The sequence below is a fragment of the Brachybacterium sp. JB7 genome (genome assembly GCF_003335205.1).
GTDB lineage: Bacteria > Actinomycetota > Actinomycetes > Actinomycetales > Dermabacteraceae > Brachybacterium > Brachybacterium alimentarium.
In genome coordinates, this window is sequence record NZ_QPGN01000001.1 from 50,639 (window position 1) to 68,533 (window position 17,895).

General features: G+C 69.7%; 19 protein-coding genes. 11 read left to right on the forward strand and 8 right to left on the reverse strand.

What is annotated here, in order from left to right; translation table 11 throughout:
* Positions 1-57: 57 nt before the first annotated feature.
* Positions 58-600, reverse strand: a complete 543-nt coding sequence (locus CIK81_RS00195; protein WP_096166098.1) for an NADPH-dependent FMN reductase — start codon at positions 598-600, stop codon at positions 58-60.
* Positions 601-678: 78 nt separating this feature from the next.
* Between CIK81_RS00195 and CIK81_RS00200 the strand changes: the two genes are divergently transcribed.
* From CIK81_RS00200 to leuA, 6 genes are all read left to right on the forward strand, one after another.
* Positions 679-1,041 carry a histidine triad nucleotide-binding protein gene (locus tag CIK81_RS00200; protein ID WP_096166099.1) on the forward strand — a complete coding sequence of 121 codons (363 nt, stop codon included), beginning with the start codon at positions 679-681 and terminating at the stop codon, positions 1,039-1,041.
* A gap of 6 nt (positions 1,042-1,047) precedes the next feature.
* The gene (locus tag CIK81_RS00205) at positions 1,048-2,097 is read left to right on the forward strand and encodes a PhoH family protein (RefSeq protein WP_096166100.1); all 1,050 of its coding nucleotides are present in this window, start codon (positions 1,048-1,050) and stop codon (positions 2,095-2,097) included.
* A gap of 3 nt (positions 2,098-2,100) precedes the next feature.
* On the forward strand, positions 2,101-2,562 hold the full coding sequence (gene ybeY / locus CIK81_RS00210; RefSeq protein ID WP_096166101.1) for an rRNA maturation RNase YbeY: 462 nt from the start codon (positions 2,101-2,103) through the stop codon (positions 2,560-2,562).
* 46 nt (positions 2,563-2,608) lie between these two features.
* Positions 2,609-3,967 carry a hemolysin family protein gene (locus tag CIK81_RS00215; protein ID WP_096166102.1) on the forward strand — a complete coding sequence of 453 codons (1,359 nt, stop codon included), beginning with the start codon at positions 2,609-2,611 and terminating at the stop codon, positions 3,965-3,967.
* Positions 3,957-4,970, forward strand: coding sequence for a GTPase Era (gene era / locus CIK81_RS00220; protein ID WP_158541862.1), 1,014 nt, complete (start codon positions 3,957-3,959; stop codon positions 4,968-4,970). The genes CIK81_RS00215 and era overlap by 11 nt, the downstream gene beginning before the upstream one ends.
* A 196-nt stretch (positions 4,971-5,166) precedes the next feature.
* The gene (leuA, locus tag CIK81_RS00225; protein WP_096166103.1) at positions 5,167-6,981 is read left to right on the forward strand and encodes a 2-isopropylmalate synthase; all 1,815 of its coding nucleotides are present in this window, start codon (positions 5,167-5,169) and stop codon (positions 6,979-6,981) included.
* A gap of 131 nt (positions 6,982-7,112) precedes the next feature.
* Here leuA and CIK81_RS00230 read toward each other — a convergent pair whose 3' ends face one another.
* Positions 7,113-8,210, reverse strand: a complete 1,098-nt coding sequence (locus CIK81_RS00230) for a DMT family transporter (protein WP_158541863.1) — start codon at positions 8,208-8,210, stop codon at positions 7,113-7,115.
* Between the two features lie 92 nt (positions 8,211-8,302).
* Between CIK81_RS00230 and CIK81_RS00235 the strand changes: the two genes are divergently transcribed.
* Entirely contained in the window at positions 8,303-9,229 is a 927-nt protein-coding gene (locus CIK81_RS00235) for a LysR family transcriptional regulator (RefSeq protein WP_114328731.1), read from the forward strand.
* Between the two features lie 117 nt (positions 9,230-9,346).
* Complete coding sequence (locus CIK81_RS00240; RefSeq protein WP_114328771.1) at positions 9,347-10,114, forward strand: methyltransferase domain-containing protein; 768 nt, start codon at positions 9,347-9,349, stop codon at positions 10,112-10,114.
* An 8-nt stretch (positions 10,115-10,122) separates the two neighbouring features.
* Here the strand turns inward: CIK81_RS00240 and CIK81_RS00245 are convergent, their stop codons facing one another.
* Positions 10,123-10,839 carry an EcsC family protein gene (locus CIK81_RS00245; protein ID WP_114328730.1) on the reverse strand — a complete coding sequence of 239 codons (717 nt, stop codon included), beginning with the start codon at positions 10,837-10,839 and terminating at the stop codon, positions 10,123-10,125.
* A 195-nt stretch (positions 10,840-11,034) separates the two neighbouring features.
* Here CIK81_RS00245 and recO point away from each other — a divergent pair, with 195 nt between their 5' ends.
* Both recO and CIK81_RS00255 read left to right on the forward strand, forming a co-directional pair.
* Entirely contained in the window at positions 11,035-11,769 is a 735-nt protein-coding gene (gene recO, locus CIK81_RS00250) for a DNA repair protein RecO (protein ID WP_096166107.1), read from the forward strand.
* Positions 11,770-11,822: 53 nt separating this feature from the next.
* A complete protein-coding gene (locus tag CIK81_RS00255; protein ID WP_114311925.1) occupies positions 11,823-12,629 on the forward strand; it encodes an isoprenyl transferase in 807 nt (268 codons plus the stop codon).
* Here the strand turns inward: CIK81_RS00255 and CIK81_RS00260 are convergent.
* The 5 genes from CIK81_RS00260 to CIK81_RS00280 all read right to left on the reverse strand — a co-directional run bounded on the left by CIK81_RS00260 (position 12,611) and on the right by CIK81_RS00280 (position 16,292).
* Complete coding sequence (locus CIK81_RS00260; protein WP_114355259.1) at positions 12,611-13,189, reverse strand: DedA family protein; 579 nt, start codon at positions 13,187-13,189, stop codon at positions 12,611-12,613. The two genes, CIK81_RS00255 and CIK81_RS00260, sit on opposite strands and share 19 nt — an antisense overlap.
* A complete protein-coding gene (locus CIK81_RS00265; RefSeq protein ID WP_096166110.1) occupies positions 13,186-13,599 on the reverse strand; it encodes a Fur family transcriptional regulator in 414 nt (137 codons plus the stop codon). The genes CIK81_RS00260 and CIK81_RS00265 overlap by 4 nt, the downstream gene beginning before the upstream one ends.
* 64 nt (positions 13,600-13,663) lie before the next feature.
* Positions 13,664-14,578 (reverse strand): metal ABC transporter permease, encoded by a 915-nt coding sequence (locus CIK81_RS00270; protein WP_176485647.1) that lies wholly within the window; start codon positions 14,576-14,578, stop codon positions 13,664-13,666.
* Entirely contained in the window at positions 14,575-15,339 is a 765-nt protein-coding gene (locus tag CIK81_RS00275; RefSeq protein ID WP_096166111.1) for a metal ABC transporter ATP-binding protein, read from the reverse strand. The genes CIK81_RS00270 and CIK81_RS00275 overlap by 4 nt, the downstream gene beginning before the upstream one ends.
* Positions 15,336-16,292, reverse strand: coding sequence for a metal ABC transporter substrate-binding protein (locus CIK81_RS00280; protein WP_158541864.1), 957 nt, complete (start codon positions 16,290-16,292; stop codon positions 15,336-15,338). Before CIK81_RS00280 ends, CIK81_RS00275 begins: the two co-directional genes overlap by 4 nt.
* Before the next feature lie 137 nt (positions 16,293-16,429).
* Here CIK81_RS00280 and CIK81_RS00285 point away from each other — a divergent pair, with 137 nt between their 5' ends.
* The gene (locus CIK81_RS00285) at positions 16,430-17,821 is read left to right on the forward strand and encodes a glycine--tRNA ligase (protein WP_096166112.1); all 1,392 of its coding nucleotides are present in this window, start codon (positions 16,430-16,432) and stop codon (positions 17,819-17,821) included.
* Positions 17,822-17,895: the final 74 nt, after the last annotated feature.

Sequence of the window (17,895 nt, forward strand, 5' to 3'; positions counted from 1 at the left end):
GCGCCTGGAGGAGCGCACGGGCAACGGACGGACCAGCAGGTCCGCCGGATCGGGTGGTCACGCGGCGGGGGTGAGCACCTTCTGCTCGATCGTCTTCAGAGCGGTCTGCAGCGCGGCGACCTTCTCCTCGGTGACGAACAGCTCGCCCTCGACCGAGAGGTCGTCGCGGAAGCCGAGCCCCACGCTGCCCACCACATCGGCATCCAGGCGCAGCATCAGACGTTCCAGCATCGGCAGCACCTCGTTCGCGGCGCCCCAGCCGTAGCCGACCAGCACAGTGGGCAGGTTCTGCCATTCGGCGTAGAGGAAGTCGATCGCGTTCTTGAGCGCGCCGGGGTAGGCGCCGTTGTACTGCGGGGTCAGGATCACCACGGCGTCCAGGGCGCCGATGCGCTCCCCCCAGGTCCGACCGTGATCAGTGGTCTTGTCCGCACCGGACTTCGGGCTGCTGGGCTCGTCGAAGCTGGGCAGAGCGACCTCGCGGAGGTCGATGAGATCGATCTCGAACTGGTCCGAGGCGGAGGCGGCGACCCACCGGGCCACCTTCTCGCCGACGCGGTTCGGGCGGGCACTGCTGAGGATGATTCCAAGCTTTGTCATGATGGCTGAAACTTCTCATACTTCTGGGGGAGTTCCCAACCCTCTTGTGCCGAGTCTCGCTCCCGTAGACTTCGGAGCATGGGAGACACCGCCACCGACAGCCGCGACCCGGACTGCCTCTTCTGCAGGATCGTCGCGGGAGAGATCCCCTCCGAGCGCGTCCACGAGGACGACCAGGTGATCGCCTTCAAGGACCTGCATCCGCAGGCCGCGGTCCACGTGCTCGTGGTGCCGCGGGAGCACCGGCGGGACGTGCGCGAGCTCGCCGAGCGGCCGGAGCTGCTCGGCCATGTCGCGTCCGTCGCCGGAGACATCGCCTCTGATCTGGGCGATGGTGACTTCCGTTTGATCTTCAACACCGGCGAGAGCGCCGGACAGACCGTGTTCCACGTGCATGCGCACGTCCTGGCGGGCGGGCCGCTCGCAGAAGGAGAAATGTGACTGATCTTGGCTGATGCCCTCACCCCGCCGCCCGGACGCGCCCCCCAGGTGCTCGAGCGGAAGCTGGCGATCCCGGAGCATCTGAGCCCCTTCCAGGTGCTCGGCGAGAACGATCAGGCACTGGCCGCGCTCGAGGATGCAGTGCCGGACACAGACGTTCATGTGCGGGGCCACGAGGTGACCCTGCGCGGCACCGAGGATGCTCTGCGTCGCAGCGTGCACATCATGCGCAGCCTCATCGAGCTCGCCGGGAGCGGCCAGGCGGTCACCACCGAGGCGGTCCAGCGCGCCGCGAACCTGTATGGTGACGAGCGAGCCTCCGGCGAGAAGCTCGAACAGGTGCTCACCCGCACGGTGCTGTCCGCCCGCGGCCGCAGCATCCGGGCCAAGACCCTCGGCCAGCAGAAGTACATCGAAGCGATCGATTCCTCGACCATCACCTTCGGGATCGGACCCGCCGGCACCGGCAAGACGTATCTCGCGGTGGCGATGGCGGTTCAGCAGCTGCTGAGCAAGGAGGTGAACCGGATCATCCTCACGCGCCCCGCCGTGGAAGCGGGGGAGCGGCTCGGCTTCCTCCCGGGAACGCTCAACGACAAGATCGATCCGTACCTGCGACCGCTCTACGACGCGCTGCACGACATGCTCGATCCCGAGTCGATCCCGCGCCTGATGAGCGCCGGCACCATCGAGGTGGCGCCGCTCGCCTACATGCGCGGTCGCACCCTGAACGATGCTTTCGTGATCCTCGACGAGGCGCAGAACACCACGCCCGAGCAGATGAAGATGTTCCTCACCCGTCTCGGCTTCAACTCCACCATGGTGGTCACGGGCGATGTCACCCAGGTCGACCTGCCGGGCTCCCAGAAGAGCGGACTGCGGGTCGTCGAACAGGTGCTCTCGGGCATCGACGACATCTCGTTCTGCCGCCTGTCCTCCCGCGACGTCGTGCGCCACAGCCTGGTCACCGACATCGTCGAGGCCTACGGACGCTGGGAGATCCGCCCGGGAGGCAGCCGGGACTCCCGCCACCGCACCACCACCACGGGGAACTGACACATGACCATCGAGATCCGCAACGAGACCACCTACACCGTCGACGAGACCGAGTTCGTCGACTGCGCGCGCTCCGTGTTCGAGGCGATGCACCTGCACCCTGCGACCGAGATGTCGATCCTCTTCGTCGACGAGGACGCGATGGAGAAGCTGCACGTGCAGTGGCTGGATCTGCCCGGCCCGACCGATGTCATGAGCTTCCCGATGGACGAGCTCATCCCCGGCACGGCCGAGCACCCGGCGCCGGAGGGGCTGCTCGGCGACGTCGTGCTGTGCCCGAGCGTCGCGGCGAAGCAGGCGGCCGAGGCCGGTCACAGCGCCATCGAGGAGATGCTGCTGCTGACCTGCCATTCGATCCTCCACCTCCTGGGCTACGACCACATGGAGGAGGATGAGCGGAAGGTCATGTTCGACCTCCAGCGCACCCTGCTGCTGACCTTCCTCGCCTCCCGGGGGAAGAGCTGAGCGCCCTCGCCATGCCTGCGGCGCGGCCTGACCGGAACGGTCGATCATGCTGAGCACAGCCCTGATCGTCCTGGTGCCGCTGGGCCTCGTGGCGCTCGTCGTCGCGGGCGTGCTGATGGCCGTCGACGGCGCCTACCTCTCCGTCTCCCGCGGCTCCCTCGAGAAGGTCCTCGCCGAGCAGCCCGAGGCGGTCCGCTCCCAGGTGCTCGCCCAGCACTCGGACGCCGCTCGCACGCTGCTGTCCGTCTCGCTGGGCCGCATGCTCGCCGAAGCGGTGACCGTCACCTCGATCGCCGGCGTCGCCTTCATGGCCGCCGATCAGCTGGGCATCGGCGCCAGCTGGCTGGCCCCGACCGTGGTGACGGTCGTCGGCGCCGCCCTGCTGCTGCTGGTGATCCTCGTGATCTCTCCGCGCACCATGGGGCTCAGCCGACCCGAATCGGTGCTGATCTCGTGCCGTGCCCTGGTGGGCGCGGTGCGTGTGGTGCTCTGGCTGCCGACGACGGCGCTGACCAGCGTGGGTGCGAATCTCGCGGCCCGCCCGGGGTCCCAGGACGGCACCGATGACGGTGCGGAGAAGGCCCGTCAGAACGTGGACCGGGCCCTGGAGGACGAGCACGTCCACGACGGCGAGCGGGACATGATCCAGGGGGTCTTCGATCTGCGCGGCACGATGGTGCGCGAGCTGATGGTGCCCCGCACCGACATGGTGGCGATCTCGGCGGAGTCCACCGCCGCCGACGCGGTCCAGCTGTTCGTCCGCTCCGGCTTCTCCCGGGTCCCGGTGATCGGGGAGAGCGTCGACGACCTGCGCGGCATGCTGTACGTGAAGGACCTCATGAAGGCGATCCACTCGCCCTGGGATCCGCGACCGGACCGCCCCGTCGGCGAGATCCTCCGTCCCGCTCGTTTCGTGCCGGAGTTCGTCACGGCCGACGAGGTGCTGCGCCAGATGCAGACCAGCCACGTGCACATCACCGTGGTGGTCGACGAATACGGAGGGGTCTCCGGGATCGTCACGATCGAGGACATCCTCGAGGAGATCGTCGGCGAGATCGCCGACGAGCACGATCCCGTCGAGCCCGAACCCGAGGACCTCGGCGACGGACGCTTCCGGGTACCCGCCCGAGCAGGCCTCTCGGAGGTGGGCGAGCTGTTCGACCTCGACCTCGAGGACGACGACATCGACAGCGTCGGAGGCCTGCTGGGCAAGGTGACCGGCCACGTGCCGATCGTCGGATCCCGGGCCGAGGCGTTCGGACTGGTGCTCGAGGGCGAGGCGACCTCGGGGCGCCGCAGACGACTGTCCACCGTGATCGTGTCGCGGGTCCAGGACGCACACGACGCGCAGGATGAGCACGACGACATGCAGGACACTGACCAGGAGACCCGCGATGACCGATGACCTCGACCCCACCACCGCCGCCGCACCCGACCCGTCGACCGGAGCCGCGGGGGGCGGCGAAGGCGCCGAGCGCCCCGCCCACCGCTCGGGCTTCGTGGCCCTGGTGGGCCGGCCCAACGTCGGCAAGTCGACGCTGACCAATGCACTGGTGGGGGAGAAGGTCGCGATCACCTCGAGCAAGCCGCAGACCACCCGTCGGGCGATCCGCGGCATCGTCACCGGTGAGGACTCCCAGATCATCCTCGTGGACACCCCGGGAGTGCACCGTCCGCGCACGCTGCTCGGCGAGCGGCTGAACGACCTGGTGCGAGAGACCCTCGGCGAGGTCGACGTGGTGGGATTCTGCCTCCCGGCGGACCAGAAGGTCGGCCCCGGCGACCGCTTCATCTGCGAGGACCTGGTCGAGATGCGCACCGGCCGCCGCGGCCCCCGCGTGGTCGCGATCGTCACCAAGACGGACCTGGTGAGCCGTGATCGCCTGGCCGAGCACCTGATGGCCGTGGATCAGATGATGGACTTCGACGAGATCGTGCCGATCTCCGCCGTACGCGGGGACCAGATCGACGTGCTGCTCGAGGTGATCGCGAAGCAGCTGCCCGAGGGTCCGCAGCTGTACCCCGATGACCAGCTGACCGAGGAGTCCCGCGACGATCGGATCTCGGAGCTCATCCGGGAGGCCGCGCTCGAGGGCGTCCGCGAGGAGCTCCCGCACTCGATCGCCGTGGTCGTCGAGGAGGTCGTGGAGACGGATCCCGACGACCCGTTCGCCGACGTCGCCCCCGGCGAAGGGCGGCTCGTGGTGCGGGCGACGCTGTTCGTCGAACGCGACAGCCAGAAGGGCATCATCATCGGCAAGGGCGGTTCCCGCCTCAAGGAGGTCGGGTCGCGGGCCCGTGCCGAGATCAATCACCTGATCGGCCGCAAGGTGCACCTCGACCTGCGCGTCAAGGTCGCCAAGGAGTGGCAGCGCGATCCCAAGCAGCTGGGCCGCCTCGGCTTCTGAGCGCCGAGCTGCGTCTCCTGGCCGGACTGTTCGCATCGTGAGCGGCCCCGAGGAGCCGGAGCGACGGTGTTAACGTTGCGGCATGCGTGGATCGCTGCTCCTGCTTAGCCGCCGCGACGGGACCTGAACGCCGGGACCCCGCCGCGGCTGACGTTGTGTCCGGCGACCGGTACCCCAGCGAGAAGGATTTCCCCTGATGACTGATTCCACGATCACCTCCGCTTCTGACATCGCCGCCGTGCGCGACCCGTCGGAGCCCGTCGTCGGCACGAGCGGCGACGCCCCGCAGCAGCCCTCCGGCATGCCGATCCACAAGTACCTGCCCTTCGATCAGCAGATCACCGTGGATCTCCCGGATCGCACCTGGCCCGCTCGCCGCATCACCCGCGCCCCGCGCTGGTGCGCGGTGGACCTGCGAGACGGCAACCAGGCCCTCATCGACCCGATGAACTCCGAGCGCAAGCTGCGGATGTTCGAACTGCTCGTCGCGATGGGCTACAAGGAGATCGAGGTCGGCTTCCCGGCCGCCTCCGGCACGGACTACGACTTCGTACGCACCCTGATCGACGAGGACCGGATCCCGAGCGACGTCTCCATCCAGGTCCTCACCCAGTCCCGCGAGCATCTGATCGAGCGCACGTATCAGGCGATCGCCGGCGCAGAGCGCGCCGTCGTGCACCTGTACAACTCCACCTCGGTCGTCCAGCGCGATGTCGTCTTCCGCGCCGACGAGGACGCGGTGCTCGACATCGCCGTCCAGGGGGCTCTGCTGTGCAAGAAGTACGAGGAGACGATCCCGGAGACGCGCGTCACCTACCAGTACTCGCCCGAGTCCTACACGGGCACCGAGCTCGAGTACGCCGTGCGCGTGTGCAACGCGGTCATCGACGTCGTGAAGCCCACGCCCACGGACAAGATGATCATCAACCTCCCGGCCACGGTCGAGATGGCGACCCCGAACGTCTACGCCGACTCGATCGAGTGGATGCACCGGAATCTGGATCGCCGGGACTCCGTGGTGCTCTCGCTGCACCCCCACAACGACCGGGGCACCGGCGTGGCCGCGGCAGAGCTCGGCTACCTCGCCGGCGCGGACCGCATCGAGGGCTGCCTGTTCGGCAACGGTGAGCGCACCGGCAACGTGGACCTGGTGACCCTGGGCCTGAACCTGTTCAGCCAGGGCATCGACCCGCAGATCGACTTCTCCGATCTCGACGAGGTGCGCCGCACCGTCGAGCACTGCAATCAGATGCCGGTGCCCGAGCGCAGCCCCTACGGAGGCGACCTCGTCTTCACCGCCTTCTCCGGATCCCACCAGGACGCCATCAAGAAGGGCCTGGAGCGGATGGAGTCCGACGCCGAGAAGGTCGGCAAGGACGTCGATGATCTGGTGTGGCGGGTTCCGTACCTGCCCGTGGACCCGAGGGACCTCGGCCGCTCCTACGAGGCGGTGATCCGGGTGAACTCGCAGTCCGGCAAGGGCGGCATGGCCTACCTGCTGCGCACCGAGCACGGCCTGGATCTCCCGCGTCGCCTGCAGATCGAGTTCTCGGGCATCGTCCAGCAGAAGACGGACGCCGACGGCGGGGAGGTCAGCCCCGAGAAGCTGTGGGACGCCTTCACCGACGAATACCTGCCCGCCACCGACGACTCCCGGCGGTGGGGTCGGTTCGCGATCACCGACATCCATCAGGAGTCCACCGGTGAGGGTGCGGACCGCATCACCGTGACCCTCGTGGTCGACGGCGAGCAGCACATCGTCACGGGCATCGGCAACGGGCCGCTGGACGGCTTCGTCAAGGCCCTGGCCGAGCGCAAGATCGACGTGCGGATCCTCGACTACGCCGAGCATGCCCTCACCGAGGGCGATGACTCTCTGGCCGCCTCGTACATCGAGTGCGAGATCGGCGACCGGATCTTCTGGGGCGTCGGCATCGACGGCTCGATCACCCGGGCCTCGCTCGAGGCGATCATCTCGGCCCTGAATCGGGAGCAGCGCGCCCGGATCTGATCAGCGATCCCGCACCTGGCCAGCAGGCTGCCGTGCAGGGGGTGCAGGGGTGCAGGACGTGCAGGGCGAACGGGGCGTGAGCAGCAATCCTGCGATGACAGTCGTCAGCAGGTGCCGCTCACGCCCCGTTCTCATTCCGCCGCGCGCGGTCCGTCCTCGGCCGGCTGGCCGTCCGCGACCAGATCCTCCGCGATGAGATTCTCAGCGATGAGATCCTCCTCGGTGAGCATCGGCATCTCCCCGGTGAGCGTCGCGTGCGTGGGCGTGGGGAGCTCCCATCCCGGAGCCTCGTCGACCGGCTGCGGCTCACCGGGCGCCGTGCTGCGAGCGGTGAGTGTGATGCCGACGCTCGCACCGACGACCAGCACAGCCGCGGCGACCCGCAGGGCGGTCGCCTCCTGCCCGATCAGCAGCACGCCGGCGAGCAGGGCGATCACGGGCTCGAGGCTCAGCAGGATCCCGAAGACATGGCGCGGCAGTCGCCGCAGCGCGGCGAGCTCGAGCGTGTAGGGGAGCACCGAGGCGAGCAGAGCGGTGCCGACCGCGAGCGCCAGCAGGTGCAGGTCCAGCACACCGGTGACAGCCCCGGAGGCCCCGAAGGGCAGCACCAGGAGAGCACCGACGGCCATCGCGACGGCGAGACCGTCCTGACCCGGCACGAGCTTGCCCACCCGTGCGCTGGTGAGGATGTACGTGCCCCAGAACACCGCGGCGACGAGAGCGAAGAGCACCCCGAGCCCGTCCAGCGCGGCCGCACCCGTGAAGGACTCCACGCCGAACAGGCCGACGCCGCCGAGAGCCAGAACCACCCACAGCAGGTCGGAGCGCCGCGTCGAGAGCAGGGCGGAGACGGCCAGCGGCCCCAGGAACTCGATCGCCACCGCCGTGCCCAGCGGTATGCGTGCGATGGCGGCGTAGAAGCTGCCGTTCATGGCTCCGATCGCCCCGCCGAACAGGAGCACGGCGATCCACTGCTGACGGGTGAAGCGGTGCAGCTTCGGGCGCACGATCACGAGCAGCACGTTCGCGGCGATGCCGAGGCGCAGTGCAGTGGTGCCCCAGGACCCGAGCGCGGGGAAGAGCTGGGTGGCCAGAGCTGCGCCGAACTGCAGGGAGATGCACGAGCCGAGGATGAACAGGACCGGGGTGAGCGGCACACCGGAGCCGCCGCGGGAAGCGACCGCGACGGGCGCCTGAGCGGTGGGAGCGGAGGAAGCGGAAGTCGTCACGGCTCTACTCTGGGGCCTCGTCTCCAGCCGGGTCCAGTGAATGTTCGCGACCTGTACCGTGAAGCAGAACTTCACATTACTCGGAGGTCGACGTGCTGAACCTGCACCGGTTGTTCCTGCTGCACGAACTGCACAGGCTGGGAACGATGTCGGCGATCGCGCGAGCGCATTCGATGTCGCCCTCGGCCGTCTCCCAGCAGCTCTCGCTGCTGGAGCGGGAGACCAAGGTCACCCTGTTCGAGCAGGTGGGGAGGCGGGTCGTGCTCACCGAACCCGGGGTCCGGCTCGCCCGTCGCGGCGAGGAGATGCTCGCTCTGTCGGAGACCGCCGAGGCCGAGCTCGTCCTCGCGCAGGGAGAGGCCTCCGGAGTGCTGCGGGTCGCCTCCTTCCAGACCCCGATGATCGCGCTCGCCCCGGCCGCGGTGGGCGTGCTCGCCCAGCACCACCCGCTGCTGCAGCTGGAGATGGCGCAGCAGGAGGTCGGCGACGCCTATGACGGTCTGCTCGCGCATCGGCACGACGTGATTCTGGGGGAGGACTATCCGGGCGGACAGCGCGTGGTGCGGCGCGGGACCGACCGCGAGGCGCTGCTGCGCGATCCGCTGCTGCTGGTGCTGCCGGATGCGGGCCAGTGGTCGCAGGCGGGCGCGCTCGGCGACCTCGTCGAAGCGCCGTGGGCGCTGGACCCGTCCGCCTCCCGCACGGGCATCTGGGAGCGCACCTATCTGCGCTCGGCGGGCATCGAGCCGCGCACCCGCTTCACCACCCCGGACCCGCTGCTGCAGGTGCACCTGGTCCGCTCCGGGCACGCGGTCGCCATCGTCCCGGGAATCATCGCCGCGGAACACCTCCACGGCACTCGCGTGCTGCGCCTGCCCGGCGACCCCCACCGCTCCCTCTACACCGCGGCCCGCGCCGGGGCGGCGGGCCATCCCTCGCTGCTGGCCTTCAGTGCGGCCCTGCTCGAGGCGGCCGGACACGTCTCCGACCTGCAGGGGCTGGAGACCCTGGGGCGCTGAGAGAGCCGCCTGGGCGCGTGCAGGCCGCGCGCAGGCCGCACGGCCCGTGCCCTGCTTGTGGGGCATCCCTGCGCAAGGTACCTTGATCTCAAGATACTTTCGGTGGGAGAGGTCGCGATGACGCACAGTTGGAGCCCGGAGCAGTACCTCCGCTACGAGGACGAGAGGGCGCGGCCGTTCCTCGAGCTCACCGCGAGGATCCACGCCGACGCACCGCGACGCGTGGTGGACCTCGGTGCCGGCCCCGGCACCCTGACGTCACTGCTCGCCGAGCGCTGGCCGGACGCCGAGGTGACCGCCGTCGACTCCAGTCCGGAGATGATCGAGCGAGCCCGAGGGATCGCCGAGATCTCCGCCGTGCGAGCGGATCTCCGCTGCTGGGAGCCGTCCGCACCCGTGGACGTGCTCGTGTCCAACGCGGCCCTGCAATGGGTGGACGACCATCTCGCGCTGCTTCCGCGCCTGGTGGGGATGCTCGCACCAGGTGGCTGGCTCGCGATGCAGGTGCCGGGCAACTTCGAGGAGCCCAGCCATCGGACTCGGCGCGATCTGGCCGCGCAGGAGCCCTTTGCCCAGCACGTGCGGGACGTGCCCGTGCCCTCCTCCCACGATGCGGCGACCTACCTGCGCGCCCTGCAGGGTCTCGGACTGGAGACCGATGCCTGGGAGACCACCTACCTCCACGTCCTGCACGGGAAGGACCCGGTCTTCGAGTGGGTCAGCGGCACCGGAGCCCGCCCCACGCTCCAGGCTCTGCCGGCCGGACTCCGTGCAGCCTTCGAGCAGGAATACCGGGACCGTCTGCGCACGGCCTACCCGGACTCCGGCCATGGCGTCGTGCTGCCCTTCCGGAGGGTCTTCGCCGTCGGCCGTCGTCCACGCTGAGGCCCGCCTCAGCGGACCGGCGGGAAGCTCTGCTTCGCAGCCGTCGCGATCCGGTTCAGCTGCGAGCGGTCCGAGAGGGCGCCGAGCACCGCACCGAGACCCGGGATCGCCTTGCCGAACAGTCGGGTGGAACGCAGCCCGAAGCGGCGCACCAGGCGCGCGCCGATCGCACCGACGACCTCCGACTGCGGGTTCTTCGGCAGCCTCCCCGCCACGCCGCGAGCCGCAGCGCCGGCGACCGGCCCCAGGCCCACGCTCTTGAGCACGTCCCCGGACTCCTCGCCGACCAGCGCGGCCAGGACCCGCACCCTCACCTCCTCGTCGTCGAGGTCGTAGCCGCGCACTGCGGCGATGGCGCCGACCATGCGCGTGGCCTGCACGTAGAACTCGAGCACGTTGGTGGGCAACAGGATCGGCAGGGTGACGAAGCCGCCGAGACCGGTGACGAAGCCGCCTGCGGTCACGCCCCGGCGGTGGCGGCGCACCAGGCGGCGCACGGCCACCTCGGGCCGACGCCTGCCGCGGCCCCGCTGCGCCCGTCGGGCGGTGTCCGCGGCGGAGGAGTACGTGAGCTTCCCGTCCAGGCCGATGTTGCGGATCATGGTGACCGTGCGCTCGAGGGCGCCGCCTGACGGCGCGTCCTCCCCCTTGCGCGCCTCCTTCATCGCGTCGCGCGCCGTGGACTTCGCGGATTCGTCGCTGCGCAGCATCGAGAAGATCCCCATGGCCGGCCTCCCTCGTTCTGGTGCGCCGCGTCGAGAGCGGCGCTGCGGATGATGCGCCCATCATGCCGTGCCGCTACCGCTGGGCACCGGCTGCCGACCGCTCGGTGGGGCGGCGCGGTGCGTGACGGACCTCCTGCTCGACACCGAGGTCTCCTGCCTCCGGTCGTCCGGCCTGCGCCGTAGGCTCAGGGCACCATGCAGCAGAAGCTCTATCGAGACGATGCGATCGTCCTGCGCACCCATCCGCTGGGCGAGGCCGACCGCATCATCACGCTGCTCACGCGACGCCACGGCAAGGTGCGCGCGGTGGCCAAGGGAGTGCGGCGCACGGGCAGCCGGTTCGGCGCCCGCTTGGAGCCGTTCACCCTCGTGGACGTGCAGCTGCACGCCGGGCGGAATCTCCACACGGTCACCCAGGTGGTCACGATCGAGGCCTTCGCCGTCGGCATCACCGCGGATTACGGGCGCTTCACCTCTGCCAGCGCGATGCTGGAGACCACCGATCGCCTGACCGACGAGATGGTCGACCCTCACCAGCGCGGCTTCCTGATGCTGGTCGGTGCGCTGCGCGCGATGGCCGAGGGCCGGTATGCGCCCCCGCTGGTCCTGGACTCCTTCCTGATCCGCACCCTCGCCATCTCCGGCTGGGCCCCGGAACTGCGCGTCTGCGCGACCTGCGGCGCGCCCGGGCCCCACCACGCCCTGGACATCCGTGCCGGCGGGCTGGTGTGCACCGCATGCCGACGCCCCGGAGCCGTCGCGCTGCGGCAGGCCACGATCGAGCACATGATCTTCCTCCTCGCCGGGGACTGGGAGAATGTGGTCGACGCCGACGAGACCGTCATGCAGGAAGCGGGCCGTCTCATCTCCGACACCATCACCTGGCATCTCGAGCGCTCCGTGCGCTCGATGAGCTACGTCGAACGCTGACCCCGCCCGCCGTCACCCACGAGCCGCCCTCATCCACACGACCTGGAGGATCCATGTCCGGTGCATCCGCGACCGCCTATCGGGAGCCGTTCGAGCACCCCAGCGGTGCTCGGCCTCCGCAGCTGCCGGCCCCTACCGTCCCCGGCCATGTCGCTGTGGTGATGGATGGCAACGGTCGCTGGGCGAACCGGCAGGGCCTGCCGCGCACGGCCGGCCATGAGGCCGGGGAGGCAGCGCTGCTGGACGTGGTCGCCGGAGCGCTCCAGATCGGGGTCACCCATCTGTCGGCGTACGCCTTCTCCACCGAGAACTGGAAACGGTCGCCGGAGGAGGTCCGCTTCCTCATGGGGTTCTCCCGGTCGGTGCTGCGCCGCCAGCGCGACACCCTGAACTCGTGGGGCGTGCGGATCGTGTGGATCGGTCGCGAGCAGCGGCTGTGGGGGAGCGTCATCAGGGAGCTCAAGGAGGCCGAGGAGCTCACACGCTCCAACACCCGCATGACGCTCTACATGTGCGTGAACTACGGCGGCCGGGCCGAGATCGTCGATGCGGTGCGGGAGCTCGCCGTGGAGGTCCGCTCGGGCAGGCTCAGCGGGAGGGCGATCACCGAGAAGTCGATCGCGCGGCATCTGACAGACCCGGACATGCCTGACGTGGACCTGTTCCTGCGCACGAGCGGCGAGCAGCGCACCTCGAACTTCCTGCTGTGGCAGTCCGCCTATGCCGAGCTCGTGTTCGTCCCTGAGCTGTGGCCGGACGTGGATCGCGTGGTCCTGTGGCGTGCGATCACCGAGTACGCCCGTCGTCACCGGCGCTACGGGGGAGCGGTCGACGCTCCCGATCAGCCCTCCGAGGCCTGATCCGCGGGACGAGAGTGCTCGGCGGGAAGCTGCCCGGACGGGGCAGGCTCGGAGGCGGTCGGTTCGTCGCCGACACCCTGCGGGGTGAGTGTGCCTCCTCCCGTGCGGCGACGGTGCCGCAGCAGCACGGCGACCAGGACCACCAGGAGTCCGAGCACGGCGACAGCGGCCCACGGAGAGCGCAGGAACAGCTCGAACCAGGCGGCGAAGGCGACGAGGCCGATCGTGGCGTAGATGACCGCCCAGGCGAGGCCTCCGACGGCGAGTGCCGGCAGGTAGCGGCGCAGCGGCATGCCGGTGAGCCCGGCGGCCGCGTTGGCGGCGGTCTGGAACCCGATGGTCAGGAAGCTCAGGGCCACGACGGGTGCGCCCCAGCGGTTGACGATCTTCGTGGCCCGTGCGACCCGCGGTGAGGCGAGGAACGCGGCGATCCTGCCGCGGTTGGCGGCTTTGCGAGCGGCGCGGCCCAGCGCGTACGTCGAGCCGGCACGCAACCAGATCACGAGGTAGAGCAGCGCGATCCCCTGCAGCAGCGGGAGCGACTGCACCCAGTCCATCACCGCGCGTCACCGCCGTCGTCGGCGGCGAGCTGCGCATGCTCGGCGCACAGGCCGAAGACTTCGAGCGTGTGGTCCAGATCGGTGAAGCCGTGCTCCTCCGCGATCGCGGTCATGGCGTTCTCGAGCTTGGGGGCGAGGAACTCGACGGTGCGGCCGCACTCCCGGCACACGAGGTGATGGTGATGCCCGGTGTCCTCGCACTGGCGGTACAGGGCCTCCCCGTCGGCGGCGATGAGGACGTCCAGCCGACCGGAGGAGCTGAGCGCCTGCAGGTTGCGGTACACGGTCGCCAGGCCCACGGTCTCGCCGTCGGACCTCATCTGCTCGTGGATCTGCTGGGCGCTGCGGAATTCCGCCTGCTGGGCCAGCGTCTCGAGGATCGCAGCTCTCTGGCGGGTGTTCCGTTGCATGCCTCGATTATCCACCATCGCGAGCGGGACCTCTATCCTCCGTGAGGGGATCGACGGTGCTGGATCAGCGGACCCGGAGGGTCGTCTCCCCGGCGGGCGCCCGCGTGCTCTCGGCGACCTGGTCCGTGCGGACGGCACGCCTCTGCAGCAGCGGTCGGGAGAGCAGAGCGAGCACGTAGACCGCGATCGTGGCCAGCACGATCACGCCTCCGGGCGGCAGGTCGACGTAGACGGTGACCAGGAGTCCGCCGAGGGAGCACACGACGGCGATCACCATGGCGGTGCGCATGGTGCGGGTGAAGCCGACGACGAGCTGCTGGGCGGCGGCGACCGGCACGATCATGAGCGCCGAGACCATGAGTGCGCCGACGATCCGCATCGAGAGGGTCACGGTCAGCGCGGCCATCACGGCGATCAGCACGTTGACGGTGCGCACCGGCAGGCCGGAGGCCCGGGCGAACTCCTCGTCGCCGGTGACGGCGGCGAGCAGCCCGCTGAGGCCGATGCCGATGCCCAGGACGACGACGGCGAGCACCAGGGCGATGACCAGATCCGGCGCCGTCACCGTGGACAGCGAGCCGAAGAGGTATCCCATGAGGTTCTGGGAGGTGCCGCCGGCGAGCTGGATGATCACGACGCCGCCGGCGATGCCCCCGTAGAACATGATCGCCAGCGCCACGTCGCGGCTGGTGTGGCTGACCTCGCGCACGTACTCGATGGCCAGGGCGGCGAGGACGGAGGCCGCCAGCGCCCCGGGGATCGCGAGCAGGTCGGCGGGGGTCGCCGTGACCCAGGCGCCCACCAGCCAGCCCACGGCGACGCCGGTGAGCGCGACATGGCCGAGCCCGTCGCCCAGCAGCGAGAGCCGCTTCTGGACCAGATAGGTGCCGACCACGGGAGCGGTCAGCCCGATGAGCACCGCGATGATGAGCGGGTAGCGCAGCAGGTCGGAGGTGAGGATGTCGAGGGGGGAGATCATGCCGGGTGGATCTCCTGTCCGAGGCATTCGTCGAGCGGGGCGGCGTCTTCGGGATGGCCGTGCCCCGGGTCGAGGTGGGGGCGGTCCTTGGCGGGGCCGTCGTGCACCACGTGACCGTGGTCCAGGACGACGGCCCGGTGGATGTCTCCCTCCAGGGAGCCGGTCTCGTGCAGGACGACCAGGATCGTGGTGCCGCGGGCGGAGAGCTCGCGGAAGAGGACGGAGATGAGCTGCTGGGTGGGCAGGTCCACCCCGGAGAACGGCTCGTCCAGGACGAGGAACTCGGGATCACGCACGAGGGCACGGGCGATCATCACCCGCCGACGCTGGCCGCCGGACATCCGGGTGATGGGGCGCCCGGCGAGATCCTCGAGGCCGACGGCGCGCAGGGCGTCGGAGACGCGCGAGTCGCGCGTGCGCGGCCACCATGACCGCGATCCCAGCAGTCCGGCCGCGACGGTCTCCCGCGCGGTGGCGGGGATGGACCCCGCCTCGGCGGAGTCCTGGGGCACGTAGCCCATGCGGTCGTGAGCGCGGGCCTGCTGCACGGGGGAGCCGAAGAGGCGGGCCGTCCCGGTCTCCACCGGCAGGACGCCGACGATGGCGCGCAGCAGCGTGGACTTGCCCGACCCGTTGGCTCCCAGCAGGGCGACCAGCTCACCGGACTCGATCGTGAGGTCCACGTCGTGCAGCACGCGCATGCTGCCGCGGCTGACGGAGATCCCGGAGACCTCGACGACCGTGGTCCGCTGTCCGCTCATGCCCAGCTCTCCAGGAGCTTGCGGCTGTTCTCTCGCATCACGGCAGGATAGTCGGAGTCCGCGGACAGCTGGGTCTCGAGGTTGTCGAGCTCCTCACTGGTCACGCCGGCGTTCTGGGCGAGGGTCTTGGCGACCTTCGGCGAGGCGGTGGTCTCGAAGAAGATTGTGCTGACGCCCTCCTCCTCGATGACCTTCTCGAGCTCGAGGAGCCGCTGCGGGGACGGCTCGGTCTCCGGATCGACACCGGCGATGCCGACCTGGTGGAGGTCGTACCGATCGGCGAGGTAGGCATACGCCGCGTGGCTCGTGATGAAGGTGCGTTCCCCGTCGACCGACCCGAACTGCTCGGCGAGCTCGGCATCCAGGGCCTCCAGGTCGCCGCGCACCTCGGCGGCGGCAGTGGTGAAGGCCTCGGCGCTCTCGGGCTCGAGCGCTCCGAGACGATCGGCGATCGCGTCGCCGATGTCGGCCATCCGCAGCGGGTCGTGCCAGAGGTGAGGGTCGGTCGGGCCATGGTCGTGGTCATCGTCCGTCTCGTCGGCGCCGTCCTCCTCATGGGTGTGGCCGTCGGTGGGGAGCAGCTCGATCACCGAGGTGACGTCCAGTGCGTTGTCGCCGTCGCCGGAGGAGATCGCGTCGTCGAGGGAGGCCTGGTAGCCGGGGATCTGCAGCACCAGGGCCGCCTCCTGGACCGCGAGCACCTGACGCACGGAGAGCTCGAGGCCGTGCGCGTCGGCCCCCGGCGTCGCGAAGTCGGTCACGTCCACCCGGTTGCCGCCGATGCGGGTGACCAGGTAGGTGAGCGGATAGTTCGAGGTGGCCACCGTGAGCCCGCCGCTGCCGCTCTCGGCCCCGTTCCCGTCGTCACCGCAGGCAGCGAGCACGACAGCGCCCGCGCCGAGACCGGCGAGGGTGAACAGGGAACGGCGGGAGGTGTGCGGCAGCAACGACATGACAATGATTCTCACCAGCGTGCGGGGTGCGCGCAAGTCGAACTGCTCACTCGACCCCACTTCCGTGCGCACGGTCACAGCAGTGCCGTCGCTATGCTGGGGTGGATCCGATCCATCCCGTCACCAGGAGTCTCCCCGTGGCCAAGGCCCCCGCCAGCACGCTGGACAACGTCATCGCTCTCACGAAGAAGCGCGGCTTCGTGTTCCCGGCGGGAGAGATCTATGGCGGTACCCGCTCCGCATGGGACTACGGACCGCTCGGAGTCGAGCTCAAGGAGAACATCAAGCGCCAGTGGTGGCGGACCTTCGTGCAGTCCCGTGCCGACATGGTGGGCCTGGACTCCTCGATCATCCTGCCCAAGCGCGTCTGGGAGGCCTCCGGTCACGTCGCCACCTTCACGGACCCGCTGGTGGAGTGCAAGAGCTGCCACAACCGCTTCCGCGAGGACCACCTGATCGAGGGCTTCGAGCAGAAGAAGGGCCGCGCCCCCGAGGGCGGCCTGGCCGAGGTGCCCTGCCCCAACTGCGGCACCCGCGGCGAGTACACCGACCCCCAGCAGTTCTCCGGCCTGATCAAGACGTATCTCGGCCCGGTGGACAGCGAGGCCGGCCTGACCTACCTGCGCCCCGAGACCGCACAGGGCATCTTCGTGAACTTCCTCAACGTCGTCACCGCGACCCGCCAGAAGCCGCCCTTCGGCATCGGCCAGGTCGGCAAGGCGTTCCGCAACGAGATCACCCCCGGCAACTTCATCTTCCGCACCCGCGAGTTCGAGCAGATGGAGATCGAGTTCTTCACGCCGCCCTCCGAGGCGGACGCCTTCTTCGCCTCGTGGGTCGAGGAGTGCTGGAACTGGTTCATCGACCTCGGCATGAACCCGGACAACCTGCGTCGCTTCGACGTGCCCGAGGACGAGCGCGCGCACTACAGCGCCGGCACCATCGACTTCGAGTACCGCTTCGGCTTCCAGGGCAGCGAGTGGGGCGAGCTGATGGGCATCGCCAACCGCACCGACTACGACCTGGCCAGCCATACCGAGGGTTCCGGCACGAAGATGCAGTACTTCGACCAGGCCGCCAACGAGCGCTACACGCCCTATGTGATCGAGCCGAGCTTCGGCCTGACCCGCTCGATGATGGCGTTCCTGGTGGATGCGTACACCGAGGACGAAGCCCCCAACGCCAAGGGCGGCGTCGACAAGCGCACCGTGCTCAAGCTCGACCCGCGCCTCGCGCCGATCAAGGCCGCGGTGCTGCCGCTGTCCAAGAGCGAGGAGCTGATCCCGCAGGCCACCCGCCTCGCGGACCAGCTGCGCAAGCACTGGAACGTCGAGCTGGACGTCACGCAGGCCATCGGTCGCCGCTACCGCCGACAGGACGAGATCGGCACGCCGTTCTGCATCACGGTGGACTTCGACACGGTCGACGACCTGGCCGTCACGATCCGCGAGCGCGACACCATGGCGCAGGAGCGCGTGGCCCTCGACCAGGTGGAGTCCTACCTCGCCGCTCGCCTCATCGGCGTCTGAGCAGGTCCCGGGCTGCGTCGGGGACGGGAGTCGCTCTCACGCTCCACGACGGGCTGTCCTTCACGGGGCAGTCC